This window comes from Pseudonocardia kongjuensis (assembly GCF_039526905.1).
Taxonomy (GTDB): domain Bacteria; phylum Actinomycetota; class Actinomycetes; order Mycobacteriales; family Pseudonocardiaceae; genus Pseudonocardia; species Pseudonocardia kongjuensis.
The window spans coordinates 23,442-38,832 of the sequence record NZ_BAAAJK010000004.1 but is presented as its reverse complement, the minus strand read 5'-3'; the positions used below and the strand labels follow the sequence as shown (position 1 = coordinate 38,832).

Genomic DNA, 15,391 nt, shown 5'->3' with positions numbered 1-15,391 from the left:
ACACACACCGGTGGGCCCGGACCGTGCAGGTCCGGGCCCACTCCGGTGGTGCCCGTGATCAGGGGATGACGACCGGGCCGGTCGTCGGGGCCGGGTCGTCGGCCCAGCGGTGGCCGCTCTCCCGCGGCGTGACGCCCTCCTCGGCCCACGCGGCCAGCAGGGTGGCGACCTTGGCGTGCATCACGGTGCGGAGCCGGTCGAACGAGTTCTGCGGGTCGTCGTCGACCTCCCCGAGCAGCAGCCACCAGGCCCAGGCGACCGCGCCGGCGTTCGCGACGAAGTCCGGCAGCACCGGGACGCCGCGGGCGGCCAGCATGGCCTCGGCCTCCGGGGTGGTCGCGGCGTTCGCGGCCTCCACGACGACCCGCGCCCGGACGTCGAACGAGTTGTCCGGGGTGATCGCGTAGGAGATGGCCGCCGGGACCAGGATGTCCGCCTCGGCGGAGAGGATCGCGTTGCGCGGCAGCTCCTCGACGCCCGCCGGCAGCCGGCTGCGGTCGATCTCGCCGTAGCCGTCGCGCAGCTCCAGCAGGGCCGGGACGTCGAGCCCGTCGGCGCAGTGCAGGGTGCCTGCGGCGTCGGCCACGGTGGTGACCTTCATCCCGGCCTCGTGCAGGTAGTAGGCGGCGGCGCCGCCCATGGTGCCGACGCCCTGGATCGCGACCGTCGTCTCGGCCGGGACCTGGCCCCAGGAGACCGCGGCGGCCAGGCAGGCGTGCGCGACGCCGTAGCCGCCGATCACGTCACCGAGCTCGAAGCCGCCCTCGACCTCGGCCGTGAGGCCCTTGCGGACCCGCTCCAGGGTGGCTGCCGGGTCGTCGGCGCGGCTGATCGCGGCGTGGTAGCTCTGGCCGAGGCCGAGCCGGGCGAAGACGTCGTCGATCAGGTGCTGCGGGACACCGAGGTCCTCCGCGGTGACCCAGTGCCGGTCGATCCACGGGCGCATGGCCTCGCAGAACCGCTCCAGCACCTCGACGGCGCGCGGGTCCTTCGGGTCGAAGTCGATGCCGCCCTTCGCCCCGCCGATGGGCAGATCGAAGGTGGCGGTCTTGTTGGCCATCCCGCGGGCCAGGTCCTCGACCTCGCTGAGCGTGCAGCCCGCCCGCATCCGGGTGCCGCCGGTGGCGAGGCCGCCGCGCAGGGTGTGCACCACGAGGTAGCCGACGGCGCCGGTCACCGAGTCGTTCCACTGCAGGCGCATGTACGGCTCGGAACGGCGGACCGCCGGTGCGACGGGCGCGGCGCCGATGCCCGGGACGGCCGGGGCGGCCTGAACCGCTGTCTGCGGGGTGCTCCCGGCGGGGTTCTGCATCGTGGTCATGGCGACCCACCTCCTCGTCGTGCTCGTGCCGGTCGCCTGGCCTGGGGCCACGCCGGTCGCGTCATCGCCTGTGCGGACCTCGTCGTCCCCCCGGCCCTTCGCTCGCCGACCGGTGACCCCAGCCTGCGGGCGCAGCGGCGGCCCCGTCCATTTACGGATCATTCACGGCGGTGTTCAGCGTTCCTGCACAACGCCTAGGCTCCGGTCCATGGACCTGTCGCTGCCCCGGCTGCGGATGCTGCGTGAGCTGCACCGGCGCGGGACGATCACCGCGGCCGCGACGGCACTGCACTACACCGCGTCCGCGGTGTCCCAGCAGCTGGCGCAGCTGGAACGCGACGTCGGCACCCGGCTGTTCGAACGGCGCGGCCGCCGGGTGCAGCTGACCGATCTCGGCGTGCTGCTGGCCGAGCACGCCGAGGAGATCCTGGCCGCCGTGGAACGCGCGACCCAGGCCATCGAGGAGGCCGGCGAGTCGGTCGCGGCGAAGGTCACAGCCGGGGTGTGGGCGTCGGTGGCGTCCGGGCTGCTGCCGGACGCGCTGACCGCACTGGCCCGCACCCATCCGGGCGTCGTGGTGCGCAGCCGGGAGCTCGCCCCGGAGGAGACCGCGGCCGCCGTCCGCGACGGCGAGCTCGACCTGTCCTTCGTGATCGACTACTCCAACTACCCGATGACCTGGGACCGCAGCCTGGAACGCTCGGTGATCGCGGTGGAGCGGCTCTACGCCGCCGTCCCGGCCGGCGCGGTGCCCGCGGCGAGCGTCACGATGGCCGAGCTCGCCGAGCACCCGTGGATCATGTCCCCGGCCCGGTCGCACTTCGGGCACGCCGCCCGGCTCGCCTGCCAGGCCGCCGGGTACGTCCCGCGGATCGAGCACGAGGTGGAGGAGCAGGCCACCGCGATGGCGATGGTGTCGGCCGGGCTGGGCGTGACGCTGGTGTCCGACCTGGGGCTGGCGCTGCGGCCACCCGGGGTGGACGTCGTCGCACTCGGCGACGCACTCACCCGCACCGTGTCGCTGGCCTACCGGACGAACTCCGGACGGCGGGCCGCGCTGCTGCTGGTCATCGACGCGATCCGGACGGCCGCGGCACAGATGGGACTGGGCGCCGACACCGCGCTGCCCGCCCCGGCGCCCGCCGCCGCTCCCCCGGCTGCGCCGCCGGCCCCGCTCACCGGGTGAGCATTTCGGGGGCGAACAGGAAATCCTCCGAACCGTGCGGCCCCGCATTCTCGAAGAACAGGCGTGAGCAGCGACGAGCGGGCACCGGGAAACGCGAGCACCGTTCTGTCACGGCGGGTCGCGATCGGCGTGGAACTGCTCGCCGTCGGCGCCGCGGTGGCGTCCGGGCATCTCGTCGCCGGGCTGCTCGCGCCGGCGTCGTCGCCGTTCGTCGCTGTCGGTGACGCCGTCGTGCGGCTGTCCCCGCAGCCGGTGGTCGAGTTCGCCAAATCGGCGTTCGGCACCGCCGACAAGCCGGTGCTGCTCGCCGGGACGGCCGTGCTGCTGGTGCTGGCCGGGGCGCTGGCCGGGCTCGCCGCCCGGCGCCGTCCGCTGCCCGGGACCGTCGCGGTCGCGGTGCTCGGCGCCGTCTCGGCGGCCGCGGTGCTCACCGCGCCCGCGCTGCAGCCACCGGACGTGGTCGCGCCGCTCGTCGCGCTGGTGATCGGGCTGCTCACCCAGCTGGGCCTGCACCGCGCGGCCCGATCCGCGGCAGCCGCACCCGCCGCGGCCGATCCGGCAGGCGCGGCAGCGCCGGACGCGCCGATGCCCGGCGGCGGACCGGTCGCGACCCCGGTCCGCCGCCGCTCGGTCCTCGCCGGCGCCTCCGCAGCGGTGGCGCTGGGTTCGCTGGTCGCGGGCGGATCGGGCGTCGCGCTGGCGGCCTCCGGTCGCGGGATCGCCGAGTCCCGGTCGGCGCTGACCCGGCGGCTGGCCGCGGCCCGGCTCACCGAGCGGGCACCCGCGGTGCCGGAGTCGGCGGGCTTCGCCCGGTTCGGCACGGTCCCCTTCGTCACGTCGAACGCCGACTTCTACCGGATCGACGTCGCGCTGCGGATCCCCGCCGTGCGCGCCGAGGACTGGAGCCTGCGCATCCACGGCCGGGTCGATCGCGAGCTCACCCTCGGTGTCGACGACCTGCTGGCCCGTCCCCTCGTCGAGCGGACGATCACGATGACCTGCGTCTCCAACACCGTCGGCGGCAACCTGGTGTCGACCGCGAACTTCGTCGGTGTCGACCTGGCCCCCCTGCTGCTGGAGGCCGGTGTCGATCCGGGCGCCGACCAGATCGTCTCGACCAGCCGGGACGGCTGGACGGCCGGCACCCCGACCGCGACCGTCCTGGAACCGGGCCGCGGCGCGATGCTCGCGATCGGCATGAACGGCGAGGCACTGCCGGTCGAGCACGGCTTCCCGGTGCGGATGGTGGTGCCCGGCCTGTACGGCTACGTCTCGGCCACCAAGTGGCTGACCGAGATCGAGCTGACCACCTTCGCCGACCGGACCGTCTACTGGCGCGACCGCGGCTGGGCGGAGCGGGCGCCGATCAAGACCCAGTGCCGGATCGACTCCCCCACCGGGTTCTCCCAGCAGGCGGCGGGGGCGGTCCGGGTGGCCGGTGTCGCGTGGGCGCAGCCGGTGGGCGTCGCGCAGGTCGAGGTACGGGCCGACGACGGGCCGTGGGTGCGGGCCGAACTGGGCACCGAGGTCAATCCGAACACCTGGCGGATGTGGACGGCCGAGCTCGATCTCGGACCCGGCAACCACATCCTCACCGCGCGGGCCACCGACCGGCGCGGGCTCACCCAGACCGAGGAGCGGGTCGATCCGATACCGGACGGCGCCACCGGCTGGCCGTCGGTGATCGTCACCGTCGCCTGACACCGCCCGAACGCGGTTCCGGGGCACCCCCATGCCATTTCCGGAAATCGTCGGGCCGACTCCTCAGAATATTTCCGGGATTGCCGAACCAATCGCCTCCCCGGATCGAACAACTCCACGACGGTCACGATTGATGAATGTATGGAACCGGACCGGAAAATCCACGGAAGGAACATCGCGATGCGCGCATCCCGCACCATGGCCACCGTCGGCCTGCTGGCCGCACTCTCCCTCGGCCTGACCGCCTGTGGCGGCGGCATGGGCGGCGAGGAGGAGCCGGCCGCCTCCGCCCCGCCCGCGATGTCGTCGGCCCCGGCGGAGCCGGCCGCCGCCGACGGCGTCACCACCAACGACGACGTGTTCGGCCCGGCCTGCGGCCAGCTCCCGCAGGGCGACGAGCCCGGCTCGCTGAACGCGATGGGGCCGCAGCCGGTGGCGACCGCCGCGGGCAGCAACCCGCTGCTCAGCACGCTGGTCACCGCCGTCGGTGAGGTCCCCGGCCTGGCCGACACGCTCAACCAGCAGGAGGCCATCACGGTGTTCGCGCCGGCGAACCCGGCGTTCGAGGCGGTCCAGGAGCAGCTGGGCGAGGAGCAGTTCAACGCGCTGCTCGCCGACACCGAGCAGCTCCAGGGCCTGCTGTCCTACCACGTGACCCCGGAGCGCCTGGACGCCGCCGGGATCGTCGAGAAGGGCACGCTGACCGAGCTGGCCGGCGGCGACCTCACCATCGGCGGCACCGCGGACGCCCCGACCGTCACCGACGGCCAGGGCAACACCGCCAACGTGCTCTGCGGCAACATCCCGACCGCGAACGCCACCGTGTTCGTGATCGACAAGGTGCTCATGCCGCAGGCCTGACCTGCGACATCCGCCGACGGGCCCGGGGAGACCCCCGGGCCCGTCGGCGTGCCCGGCCGGTCGGGGTCCCCGTCCGGTCGGAGGGCCCGACCGCGCGGACCCGACTGATAGACAGGTTGCGATGCCCGCGTGCTTGCGGCGGCCGGTTCCACCACACCGTGTTCACCGAGCTGGGCGTCCCGCACGACGGCGTCAAGAAGGCGCACTACGGCAGCGGCATCTCGTTCCGCGATCCGGACAACATCGCGCTGGAGTTCTTCACCGGTCCGGACACCTGACCGATGCCGGTGGACACGGGACACCGTTCGTGCGGTCGGCGGTACCGATCGGAGAATCCGCCGGCCCCCGACTTGCGCGCGGTGGGCCTGCACGGTCGAATCATGCTGTGATGCGCACCCGGCTCGAGCCGTTCTGGCCCAGCCGTCGCATCGTGCAGTTCGACGAGTTCTGTCGGTGGGCCGCGTAGCGACCCGTCGCACCGTGCGACCGGTGGGTCGCCGCGTGGCCGCCCCGTGCCCTTCTGCGCGGGCACGACGCCCGCGATCCCCCCACGCTCCAGGAGAGCCCGTGTCCGTCACCGACGAACTTCTCGAGAACAACGCCCGCTACGCCGAGTCCTTCTCCGGCCCGCTGCCGCTGCCGCCGGCCCGCAAGCTCGCCGTGGTCGCCTGCATGGACGCCCGGATCGACGTCTACCGCGTCCTCGGCCTGAACGAGGGCGAGTCGCACGTCATCCGCAACGCCGGCGGCGTCGTCACCGACGACGAGATCCGCTCGCTGGCGATCAGCCAGCGGCTGCTCGGCACCGAGGAGATCATCCTCATCCACCACACCGACTGCGGGATGCTGACCTTCACCGACGACGCCTTCAAGAAGTCGATCCAGGACGAGACCGGCATCAAGCCGGAGTGGGCCGCCGAGTCGTTCACCGACCTGGACACCGACGTCCGCCAGTCGATCGCCCGGATCAAGGCGAACCCGTTCGTGCCGAAGAAGGACTCGATCCGCGGGTTCGTGTTCGACGTCGCGACCGGCAAGCTCAACGAGGTGGTCTGACCGCACCGCCGTCGCGGGCCCGGCCGGGGATCCGGCCGGGCCCGCGATGTCGGTCAGGCCGACCGCGGGACGCGCCGCAGCGCGTTGCGGGCCACCGCCAGCTGCTGCGCCACCTCGGCGGTGATCAGCTCGGCGTGCAGCGTGCCCGCGGTGTCGCGGGCCAGCGCCCGGTGCCGCCGGACGAGGGCCTCGAGCCCGTCGAGCAGCTGGGCGCCGGGGTCCACGGCGCCGGATCGGCTGGTGCGGTCGGTCGGAAGGGTACGGACGGGAGTGCTCACGGCGGCCTCCTGGGCTCTGCGGTCTGGTCGGGTCGAGGTGGACCGGCCGGACGACAGAGCGTGGTGTGGGTGAGCCCGAAGTCGACGATCCGCCGCCGCGACGTCACGGTGCGGCTCACCGGGCGGATCACCTGGCGGTTCACGGGGCGACCTCGGCGCGGCGGCCGGCGATCGCGGCCAGCAGCTCCCGGGTGTAGTCGTCGCGCGGGTCGTCGAACAGCTCCGCGGTGGGCCGCAGCTCGCGCAGCGCCCCGTCCCGCATCACCCCGGTGCGGTGCGCGACCCGGCGCACGACGGCCAGGTCGTGCGAGATGAACAGGTAGGCCAGCCCGTCGCGCTCCTGCAGCTCGGCGAGCAGCTCCAGCACCTGCGCCTGCACCGACACGTCCAGCGCGGACACCGGCTCGTCGCAGACCACCAGGTCCGGCGACAGCGCGAGCGCCCGGGCGATCGCGACCCGCTGGCGCTGCCCGCCGGACAGCTCCGCGGGCCGGCGCTCCAGCAGCTCGGCGGACAGCGCGACCCGGTCGATCAGCTCGGCCGCCCGCTCGGCCTGCTCGGCCGCGGTGCCCACGGAGAACGCCCGCAGCGGCTCGGTGACGATCTCGCGCACCCGGAACCGCGGGTCCAGCGAGGCGTACGGGTTCTGGTAGACGAGCTGGGCCCGGCGCCGCAGCCGTCGCCACGCCTCGCCCCGGACCCGGGTGACGTCCGCGCCGTCGATCAGGATCTCGCCGGACGTCGGGTCCTCCAGCCGCAGCAGCAGCCGCGCCGTGGTCGACTTGCCCGAGCCGGACTCGCCGACCAGGGCCAGGGTCTCGCCGCGGGCGATGCTGAACGACACCCCGTCCACCGCGCGGTGCGTGGGGCGCCGCCACTGCCCGCGCACCCGCGGCAGCGGGAAGTCCTTCACCAGGTCCCGGACCTCGGCGATCGGGACGCCGGTGGGATCGACCGCGGGCCGCGGCGGCGGTGCGGTCACCGCCAGTCCCGGCGCCGCGGCGAGCAGCTCGCGGGTGTACGGGTCGGTCGCGCCGGCCAGCAGCTGCGCCGCGGGCCCCTGCTCGACGATCCGGCCGTGCCGCATGACGACGATCCGGTCCGCCCGGTCGGCGGCCACCGCCAGGTCGTGGGTGATCAGCAGCAGCGCGGTGCCGGAGCCGCGGCGCAGCGTGTCCAGATGGTCCAGGATCCGGCGGGCGACGGTCGCGTCCAGCGCGCTGGTCGGCTCGTCGGCGACGACCAGCGACGGATCGGCGGCGATCGCGATCGCGATCAGCACCCGCTGCCGCATCCCGCCGGACAGCTCGTGCGGGTACTGCCCGGCCCGGGTCGCCGGGTCGGTGAGCCCGGCCCGCTCCAGCAGCTCGACGGCCCGGCCGGCCGCCGAGCGCCGGTCGGCCAGGCCGTGCGTGCGCAGCACCTCGGCGACCTGCTCGCCGACCCGCTGCACCGGGTTGAGCCCGACCCCCGGATCCTGCGGGACGAGCCCGATCCGGGCGCCGCGCACGGCGCGGTACGCCTTCTCGGACAGACCGGTCAGCTCACCGGCGCCGGCCAGCGAGATCGACCCGCCGGTGACCGAGCCGTTCTCCGGGAGCAGCCCGAGCACCGCCTGGGCCAGCGTCGACTTGCCAGATCCGGACTCCCCGACGATCGCGACGACCTCGCCGGGCGCCACGTCCAGGTCGATCCCGCGCACGGCGTGCACCGGTCCCGCGGAACCGCGGTAGGTGATCTCCAGGTCGCGGACCGACAGCAGCTCCCCGGTCATGCCGAACGCCTCCACTCGCCGTCCAGGGCCCGGGAGATCCGGTTCACCGACAGCACGGTCGCCGCGATCACCAGGCCGGGCATCGCGCACATCCACCAGGCGACGGCCAGGTAGTTGCGGCCGTCGGCGACCAGCGACCCCCACTCCGACGCCGGCGGCGGCGCACCGTAGCCGAGGAACGACAGCGCCGAGATCGCCAGGATGGCCAGCCCGAACTCCAGCACGGCGAGCACCGCGACCGGCCCGGCGGCGTTCGGCAGGACGTGCCGCAGCAGCGTCACGTGCCTGCGGGTGCCGACCGCGCGGGCGGCCTCCACGTAGAGCGAACGGCGCACCCGCAGCGTCTCGGCGCGCATCACCCGGGCGAAGCTCGCGACGCTGGCGATGCCGACCGCGATCGCCACCTTCACCGTGCCGAAGCCCAGTGCGGTGATCAGGGCCAGCGACAGCAGGATCGCCGGGATCGCCAGCAGCACGTCGACGATGCGCATCAGGACCTCGTCCACCCAGCCGCCGGCGAAGCCGGCGACCAGGCCGATCAGGCCACCGGCGATCAGCGCGACGGACACCGCGATCACCGTGGCCTGCAACGACAGCGACGCCCCGTGCACGACCCGGGTCCACACGTCCCGGCCCAGGTGGTCGGTGCCGAAGAGGTGCCCGGGGCCGGGCGGGAGCATCCGGTCCGCGGTGTCGCCGATCGCCGGGTCGCCGGGGGCGAGCAGCCCCGGGACGAAGGCGGCCGTCAGCACCAGCAGCACGACCGCGACCGCGACCACCAGCCCCGGCCGGGCCCGCAGGAACCGGCCGAGCCGGGCGGGTCCACCACCCGGCCGTCCGGCCCGGCCGGTTCCGCCGCGGCCGCCGGAGCCGGGGCGGGCCGCGGGATCGGGTGCGCCGCGTGCGGCGCGGTCCAGCAGCTCGGTCATGACGCACCTCCGGGCGGGGGCAGCAGGGTCACCGCGTTCACCGGACGGCTCCGGTGACGGCGACCCGCGGGTCGAGCAGCGGGTAGGCGAGATCGACGAGCAGGTTGACCACGACGAACGCCAGCGCCGCGAACAGCACGACGCCCTGCACGACCGGGATGTCCTGCACCCCGACCGAGGCGACGGTGAGCCGGCCCAGCCCGGGCCGGGTGAACACCGTCTCGACGACGACCGACCCGGCGAGCACGTTGCCCACGACGTAGCCGAGCACCGTCAGCGCGGGGATGACGGCGTTGCCGAGCGCGTGCCGCAGGTGCACCGCCGCCGGGCCGACGCCCTTGGCCCGGGCGGTCGTGACGAACGGCGCCTCCAGGGTCTGGCTGAGGCTCTTCGCCAGCACCTGGGCGATCAGCGCACCGGTCGGCAGGCCGAGCGTGATCGCCGGGAGCACCAGCGCGGCGAACCCGCGGTCGCCGACCGACGGGAGCCAGCCGAGCCGGAACGAGAACAGCTGGACCAGCATCAGCCCGACCCAGAACACCGGCAGCGACACGGCCAGCGAGGGCAGCCCGGCCAGCACCTGGCGCAGCCACGGGCGGCGGGTCCAGGTCGCGGCGACGGCGAGGGCGGTGCCGCCGACGATCGCGACCAGCAGACCCGCCCCCGCCATCTGCAGGGTCGGGGGCAGTGCCTCGGCGATCGCCGACCGGACGCCCTGCCCGGTGGCGAACGAGGTGCCGAGGTCGCCCTGCACCGCAGCCAGCAGCTTCGTCACGTACTGGACGATCAGCGGCTGGTCGAGCCCGTACCGGGCGCGCAGCTCGTCCAGCTCGGCCGGGCTGAGCTGCTCGCCGTCCCCGCCCCCGGCGGCCATGGTGGCCACCGGGTCGCCGGGGAGCAGGTAGAGCACGACGAACGACACCGTCCACGCCGCCCACAGGACGACGACGGCCAGGCCGAGCCGGCGCAGCAGGTAAGCGGTGTTCATGCCGCCTCCGCGGGAAAGAGCACGTCGGCGGTGTTCATGCCGCCTCCGCGGGAAAGAGCACGTCGGCGGTGTTCATGCCGCCTCCGCGGGAAAGAGCACGTCGGCGGTGTTCATGCCGCCTCCGCGGGAAAGAGCACGTCGGCGGGCGTCATCCGGACTTCCACGTGTCGTGCAGCTGGATCCGCGACGACGCGTCGAACGCCACGTCGTGCGCGGTCGGTCCGACCCCGAGGACGGTGGTCAGCTCGACCACCGGCACGTTGTGGTTGCCCTCGGCGAGCAGCCGCTGCGCGGTCCCGGCCAGCTCGGCCCGCTGCGCCTCGTCGGTGGCGGCGGCCTGGCCGGCCAGCGCGTCGTCGAGCGGGCTCGGCGGGAACCGGTAGTAGTTGTTGCCGCCGGTCCAGAACTGCGACCGGAGGATGTCCGGGTCGGCCCGGGTCAGGTTGCCCCACAGGGCGACGAAGTCACCGTCCTGCTGGACGACCGGGGTCTCGGAGATCTGCACCTCGCGCAGCTGCAGGTCGATCCCGATCCGGCGCAGCTGCTGCTGGATCAGCTCCAGCGACGGCTTGGCGGTCGCGATGTTCTGCGCGAAGGTCAGCGGCAGCGTGAGCGGCCGGCCGTCCTTGGCCCGGATGCCGTCCGGCCCGGGCACCCAGCCCGCGGCGTCCAGCGCGGCGGTGGCCGCCGCCGGGTCGTAGTCGACCAGTGCGGACTGGTCGGCGTAGCCCGGTGTGGTCGAGGACAGCGAGCTGGTCGCCTTCACCGTCTGCGTCGGGTAGACGGCCGTGACGAGCTCGTCCCGGTCGATGCCCCGGGACACGGCCTCGCGGACCGCGGGATCGGCGCCCAGCGGGGTCTCGTGGTTGAAGGTGATCCCGAACGGGATGCCCGGGTTCGGCCGGGCCTGCAGCTCGACACCGGCGGCGGTGAGCGGTGCCTCGTCCTGCTGGCCGACGCTGGCGATCGCGTCGATCTCGCCGGACTGCAGGCTGCCCGAGCGCACGCCGGACTCCGGGACGACCCGGAACTCGGCGCGATCGAGGTAGGCCTCGCCGGGGTGGGTGAACAGCGACGAGCCCCAGTCGTAGCCGGTCCGCTTGGCCAGCACGGTGATGTCGTCCTTGACGTAGGACTCGAGGGTGAACGGCCCGGAGCCGATCACGCCGGCGCAGCGCTCCTCGTCGGTCCCGGCCGCGCTGGCCGGGGAGAGCAGGCCGAGGCTGTGCGTCGAGGTGCCCTGCAGGAACTGCACGTTCGGCTGCTCGAAGCGCACGGTGAACTCGGTCGGGCTGGTCACGTCGGTGCCCGCGTACCCGGCGAGGTAGCCCTTCGGGAGGGTGCCGCGGGCGCCGATGTCCGGGACCCGGTCGAAGTTGGCCTTCACGGCCGCGGCGTCGACCGGGGTGCCGTCGGAGAAGGTGGCGCCCTCGCGCAGGGTGAACGTCCAGGCGGTCGCGTCGTCGTTGGACGACCACTCGGTGGCCAGCCACGGGACGATCTCGCCGGTCTCCGGGTCCTGGTCGGTGAGTGAGTCGACGACCTGGCGCAGCGAGTAGATCGAGTCGTTCGAGCCGACCTGCTGCGGATCGGCGCAGCCCTGGTCCGACGACACCGCGAACACCAGGGTGCCGCCGGGCTGCGGTTCCCCGGCGGCGCCGGCCGCCTCGGGCCCGGAGCCGCAGGCGGTCAGGGTCAGCGCGGTCGCCGCGAGCAGCACGGCGCTGCGCCCGGCCGGGAGCCGGCGCAGCGGCCCCGCACCGCCGGGGACCAGCCGCCGCAACCGGGACGACCGCCGGCCGGACCGGCCGTTGACCGGGCGGGCGGGCCTCACGACGCCACCGCCGCGCGCTCGCCGAACCGGGCCGGCGGGGCCAGACCGAGGTTGTCGCGCAGCGTGCCGCCGTCGTACCCGGTCCGGAACGCCCCGCGCTCGGCCAGGATCGGCACCACCCGGTCGACGATCTCGTCCAGACCCGACGGGCTGACGTGCGAGCCGAGGATGAACCCGTCACTGGCGTCGGACTGCACGTAGCGGTCGATCTCGTCGGCGACGTGCTCCGGGGTGCCGACGAACACGGCCCGGTCGAAGACGTGCTTCACGGTGTCCCGCAGGCTGTACCCGTTGGCCTCGGCGATCTCCCGCCAGGCGGCGGCGGTGGCGTGCGGGTCCTGGGTCAGCGGGGCCCGGCCCTCGATCCAGCGCGGCGCCTCCGGGGTCGGGTCGACGTCGGGCAGCGGGCCGTCCGGGTCGTAGGACGACAGGTCGCGGTTCCAGACCATCTCGGCGAGCACGATCGCGGTCCACGGGTCGACCTGCTGGTCGTGGATGTGCTCGTGCCGCTCCCGGGCCTCGGCGTCGGTGTCCCCCAGCACGACACCGGCGCTCGGCAGGATGCGGACCTCGTGCGGGTCCCGGCCGGCCTTGCGGACCCGGGCCTTGACGTCGTCGTAGAAGGCGCGGGCCTCGTCGAACTTCTGGTAGCGGGAGAAGATCGCGTCCGCGTTCGCCGCGGCGAAGTCCCGCCCGGCCGGCGACTCGCCCGCCTGCAGGATCACCGGATGGCCCTGCGGGCTGCGCGGGGTGGTGAACCGGCCGGCGATGTCGAACTGGTTGCCCGACACCGCGAAGTCGCCCACCTGCGGATCGGACAGGAACCGGCCGGACTCCTGGTCGGCGACGACCGCATCGGACCCCCAGGAGTCCCACAGCGCGCGGACCGCGGCCAGCGTCTCACCGGCCCGCTCGTAGCGCTGGTGGTGCCCGAGGAACGCGCCGCGCCGGAAGTTCTCCCCGGTCGGGGCGTCCGAGCTGGTCACCACGTTCCAGGCGGCCCGCCCGCCGGACAGGATGTCCAGGGTGGCGAACTTGCGGGCCAGCTCGTAGGGCTCGTTGTAGGTGGAGTTGATCGTCCCGGCGAGTCCGATGTGCTCGGTCACCGCGGCCAGCGCGGCGAGCACGGTGAAGGTGTCCGGGCGGCCGACGACGTCCTGGTCGAAGATCTCGCCGCCGCGGGTCCGCAGCCGCAGGCCCTCGGCGAGGAACAGCAGGTCGAGCCCGCCACGCTCGGCGGTGCGCGCCCAGTGCTCGAACGACTCCCAGGCGATGTGGCTGCCGGACGCCGGATCGCTCCACACCGTGTCGTGGTTGACGCCCGGGAAGTAGGCGCCCAGGACGATCTGCTTGCGGGTCATGCGGGACTCCCGGTGGTGGTCGGGACGAGTCCGGGGACGAGCGCCGGGTCCGCGTCCGGTGCGTAGCGGCTGGTGGGGCGGGGCAGGCCGAACCGCTCGCGCAGGCCGGCCTCGGCGTAGCCGGTGCGGAACGCGCCGCGCCGCGCCAGCTCGGGGACCAGGCCGTCGACGATCGCGTCGAGATCGGTGGGGAGCACGGCCGGGCGGAGCCGGTAGCCGTCCAGCCCGGCGGCCTGCCAGTCGAGCAGCGTGTCGGCGAGGCCGGCCGGGGTGGTGGCGAGCACCAGCGCGTCGCTGGAGAGCGGATCGCGGGCGTCCAGCCGGGCCAGCCGGTCCCGGGCGGCCGCCTCGGTGTCGGCGAGCACGACGACGAGATCGGCGAGGATCTTCAGCGGCGGCGCGGTGCGCCCGGCGGCCCGCTCGGCGGTGCGGACCTGGTCGACGGTCCGGACGGCGTCGTCGGCGTCGTGCGGGGTGGTGAACACGACGTCGCCGACCTTCGCGGCGAGCAGCGACGGCTCGTAGCCGTGCGACAGCGACACCACCAGCGGCTGGCCCTGCGGCGGCCGCGGCACGATCGACGGGCCGCGCACCGAGAACTGCGACGCCTCGACGTCGACCGTGTGCAGCCGGTCCCGGTCGACGAACCGGCCGGTGATCGCGTCCCGGATCTCGGCGCCGTCCTCCCAGGAGTCCCACAGCCGGCGCACCGTGTCGACCACCTCGGCGGCCTCGCCGAACAGCTCGGCGACCAGCGCGCGGCCCTGCGGGGTGTCCAGGTCGGCGCGGCCGACCGCCGGGACCTGCCTGCGTCCGAAGTGGGCGGCCTCGTCGGGGCGCACCGAGGTCTGCACCCGCCAGCCGGCCCGGCCGTGCGAGTCGTGGTCGAGCGTGGCCAGCGCGGAGGCGACGTGGAACGGCTCGGTGTGCGTGGTGGTGACGGTCGGGACCAGCCCGATCCGCGACGTCAGCGGCGCCAGGAAGGCGGCCACCAGCGAGGCGTCGAGCCTGCCCTGGACCCGGTCGGTCCGCCGCTGCGGCTCGGACAGGTGGTCGCCGGACTGCAGGCCGAGGCCGTCCTCGATGGTGATCAGGTCGAGCAGCCCGCGCTCGGCGGTGCGGGCCAGCTCCACCCAGTACCGGGCGGTGAACAGCTCGCCGGGGCGGGTTCCCGGCTCGCGCCAGGCGGCGGGGTGCCAGCCGGCGCCGTCGAGCGCGACCGCCAGGTGCAGTGGCCGCGCCGGACGGACAGGGGTGTCCGATGAGGACATCAGGGCATCGCTTCCTCGCCGCGCGGCGGCGCGCGGCGGAACGTGGGGGCGGGAGTCGGGGACGCGTCAGCCGCGACAGGCCGCGCTGGTGACCCGCAGCAGATCGACGTGCCTGCGGTACCGCGGGTGGTGCGCGCCGCGCACCCGATCCGCCACCGACCGCATGATCCCCTCCATCGTGCCCGGCAGGAGCACCCGCACCCGCGTGCTGCGGGGGGTTGCTGCGGCGTCGTCGAGCCGGGTCTCTCGGCCGCTCCGGATGGTGTCCGACCACGACTCTAAGGAGTGTCGCCACGGATGTGTCAACCCGCGCGAACCGGGAGTGACCTGCGACGCGTCCGGAATATTCCGGTCGTCCCGGGCTACGGACGGATGATCGCCGATTCCGGCCGATGTTGTCCGGACAGGATGTCCCGTTTCCTGGCGGGTGGACCGAGGGTTGTCCGGAGAGGTGACCGCACCGCACGCTGTCCGGGTGACGACGTGCCAGGGACGGCCATCGCGTCCCGGTCCGCGTCTCCGGGGCGCGCTCGAGGCTCCGGACACCACGACGCGGGGTGACCGGCCCGCCGCCGTGCGGTTCCGCACGCGGCGCTGCACGGTCCCCGTCCGCCCGACCGGCCTCGAGCCGTTCTGGCCCAGCCGGCGCGCCCCGGCCTTCAGCGAGCACTGTCGCTGAACCTCCACCCGGGGGACGCCCTCCCCCGGCCGCCGGCCCGGCCGGCTCCCCGGCGTGCCGTGTCCCCGGCGCGCCCCGACCCCCGGCGACCGCACCGGGCGTCCCCGCCCCGCGCCCACCCTCCGGCGCGGGCCCCACCACGGAAGGACCAC

The 15,391-nt window shown here is 74.5% G+C and carries 13 protein-coding genes; 4 read left to right on the top strand and 9 right to left on the bottom strand.

Going from position 1 to position 15,391, the window contains the following annotated elements; all coding sequences use genetic code 11:
• Positions 1–58 precede the first annotated feature (58 nt).
• Complete coding sequence (locus tag ABD160_RS04320) at positions 59–1,201, bottom strand: Glu/Leu/Phe/Val dehydrogenase dimerization domain-containing protein (RefSeq protein WP_344019318.1); 1,143 nt, start codon at positions 1,199–1,201, stop codon at positions 59–61.
• A 328-nt stretch (positions 1,202–1,529) separates the two neighbouring features.
• Here ABD160_RS04320 and ABD160_RS04315 point away from each other — a divergent pair, with 328 nt between their 5' ends.
• The 4 genes from ABD160_RS04315 (at position 1,530) to ABD160_RS04300 (ending at position 6,125) form a co-directional block, all read left to right on the top strand.
• Positions 1,530–2,507, top strand: a complete 978-nt coding sequence (locus tag ABD160_RS04315) for a LysR family transcriptional regulator (RefSeq protein WP_344018461.1) — start codon at positions 1,530–1,532, stop codon at positions 2,505–2,507.
• 63 nt (positions 2,508–2,570) lie between these two features.
• On the top strand, positions 2,571–4,208 hold the full coding sequence (locus tag ABD160_RS04310) for a molybdopterin-dependent oxidoreductase (RefSeq protein WP_344018459.1): 1,638 nt from the start codon (positions 2,571–2,573) through the stop codon (positions 4,206–4,208).
• A gap of 180 nt (positions 4,209–4,388) precedes the next feature.
• A complete protein-coding gene (locus tag ABD160_RS04305; protein WP_344018456.1) occupies positions 4,389–5,069 on the top strand; it encodes a fasciclin domain-containing protein in 681 nt (226 codons plus the stop codon).
• Positions 5,070–5,636: 567 nt separating this feature from the next.
• Positions 5,637–6,125: a beta-class carbonic anhydrase gene (locus ABD160_RS04300; RefSeq protein ID WP_344018454.1), complete on the top strand. Its 489-nt coding sequence runs from the start codon at positions 5,637–5,639 to the stop codon at positions 6,123–6,125.
• A 53-nt stretch (positions 6,126–6,178) separates the two neighbouring features.
• On the opposite strand, the gene ABD160_RS04295 is transcribed toward ABD160_RS04300, so the two are convergent.
• The 8 genes from ABD160_RS04295 to ABD160_RS04260 form a co-directional block, all read right to left on the bottom strand.
• Entirely contained in the window at positions 6,179–6,403 is a 225-nt protein-coding gene (locus ABD160_RS04295; RefSeq protein ID WP_344018452.1) for a hypothetical protein, read from the bottom strand.
• 139 nt (positions 6,404–6,542) lie between these two features.
• Positions 6,543–8,177 carry a dipeptide ABC transporter ATP-binding protein gene (locus ABD160_RS04290; protein WP_344018450.1) on the bottom strand — a complete coding sequence of 545 codons (1,635 nt, stop codon included), beginning with the start codon at positions 8,175–8,177 and terminating at the stop codon, positions 6,543–6,545.
• Entirely contained in the window at positions 8,174–9,106 is a 933-nt protein-coding gene (locus tag ABD160_RS04285; RefSeq protein ID WP_344018449.1) for an ABC transporter permease, read from the bottom strand. The genes ABD160_RS04290 and ABD160_RS04285 overlap by 4 nt, the downstream gene beginning before the upstream one ends.
• A gap of 37 nt (positions 9,107–9,143) precedes the next feature.
• Positions 9,144–10,094, bottom strand: coding sequence for an ABC transporter permease (locus ABD160_RS04280; RefSeq protein WP_344018447.1), 951 nt, complete (start codon positions 10,092–10,094; stop codon positions 9,144–9,146).
• Between the two features lie 148 nt (positions 10,095–10,242).
• A complete protein-coding gene (locus ABD160_RS04275; RefSeq protein WP_344018444.1) occupies positions 10,243–11,928 on the bottom strand; it encodes an ABC transporter substrate-binding protein in 1,686 nt (561 codons plus the stop codon).
• Positions 11,925–13,289: an NtaA/DmoA family FMN-dependent monooxygenase gene (locus ABD160_RS04270; protein WP_344018442.1), complete on the bottom strand. Its 1,365-nt coding sequence runs from the start codon at positions 13,287–13,289 to the stop codon at positions 11,925–11,927. The genes ABD160_RS04275 and ABD160_RS04270 overlap by 4 nt, the downstream gene beginning before the upstream one ends.
• The gene (locus ABD160_RS04265; RefSeq protein WP_344018440.1) at positions 13,286–14,560 is read right to left on the bottom strand and encodes an LLM class flavin-dependent oxidoreductase; all 1,275 of its coding nucleotides are present in this window, start codon (positions 14,558–14,560) and stop codon (positions 13,286–13,288) included. Before ABD160_RS04265 ends, ABD160_RS04270 begins: the two co-directional genes overlap by 4 nt.
• A gap of 66 nt (positions 14,561–14,626) precedes the next feature.
• Positions 14,627–14,716 (bottom strand): putative leader peptide, encoded by a 90-nt coding sequence (locus ABD160_RS04260; RefSeq protein WP_344018438.1) that lies wholly within the window; start codon positions 14,714–14,716, stop codon positions 14,627–14,629.
• Positions 14,717–15,391: the final 675 nt, after the last annotated feature.

Excerpts from the sequence above, each read along its gene's own strand:
- ABD160_RS04320 (WP_344019318.1), bottom strand. The coding sequence starts at position 1,201 with ATGCGCCTGCAGTGGAACGACTCGGTGACCGGCGCCGTCGGCTACCTC.
- ABD160_RS04315 (WP_344018461.1), top strand. The coding sequence starts at position 1,530 with ATGGACCTGTCGCTGCCCCGGCTGCGGATGCTGCGTGAGCTGCACCGG.
- ABD160_RS04305 (WP_344018456.1), top strand. The coding sequence starts at position 4,389 with ATGCGCGCATCCCGCACCATGGCCACCGTCGGCCTGCTGGCCGCACTC.
- ABD160_RS04290 (WP_344018450.1), bottom strand. The coding sequence starts at position 8,177 with ATGACCGGGGAGCTGCTGTCGGTCCGCGACCTGGAGATCACCTACCGC.
- ABD160_RS04285 (WP_344018449.1), bottom strand. The coding sequence starts at position 9,106 with ATGACCGAGCTGCTGGACCGCGCCGCACGCGGCGCACCCGATCCCGCG.
- ABD160_RS04280 (WP_344018447.1), bottom strand. The coding sequence starts at position 10,094 with ATGAACACCGCTTACCTGCTGCGCCGGCTCGGCCTGGCCGTCGTCGTC.
- ABD160_RS04270 (WP_344018442.1), bottom strand. The coding sequence starts at position 13,289 with ATGACCCGCAAGCAGATCGTCCTGGGCGCCTACTTCCCGGGCGTCAAC.
- ABD160_RS04265 (WP_344018440.1), bottom strand. The coding sequence starts at position 14,560 with ATGTCCTCATCGGACACCCCTGTCCGTCCGGCGCGGCCACTGCACCTG.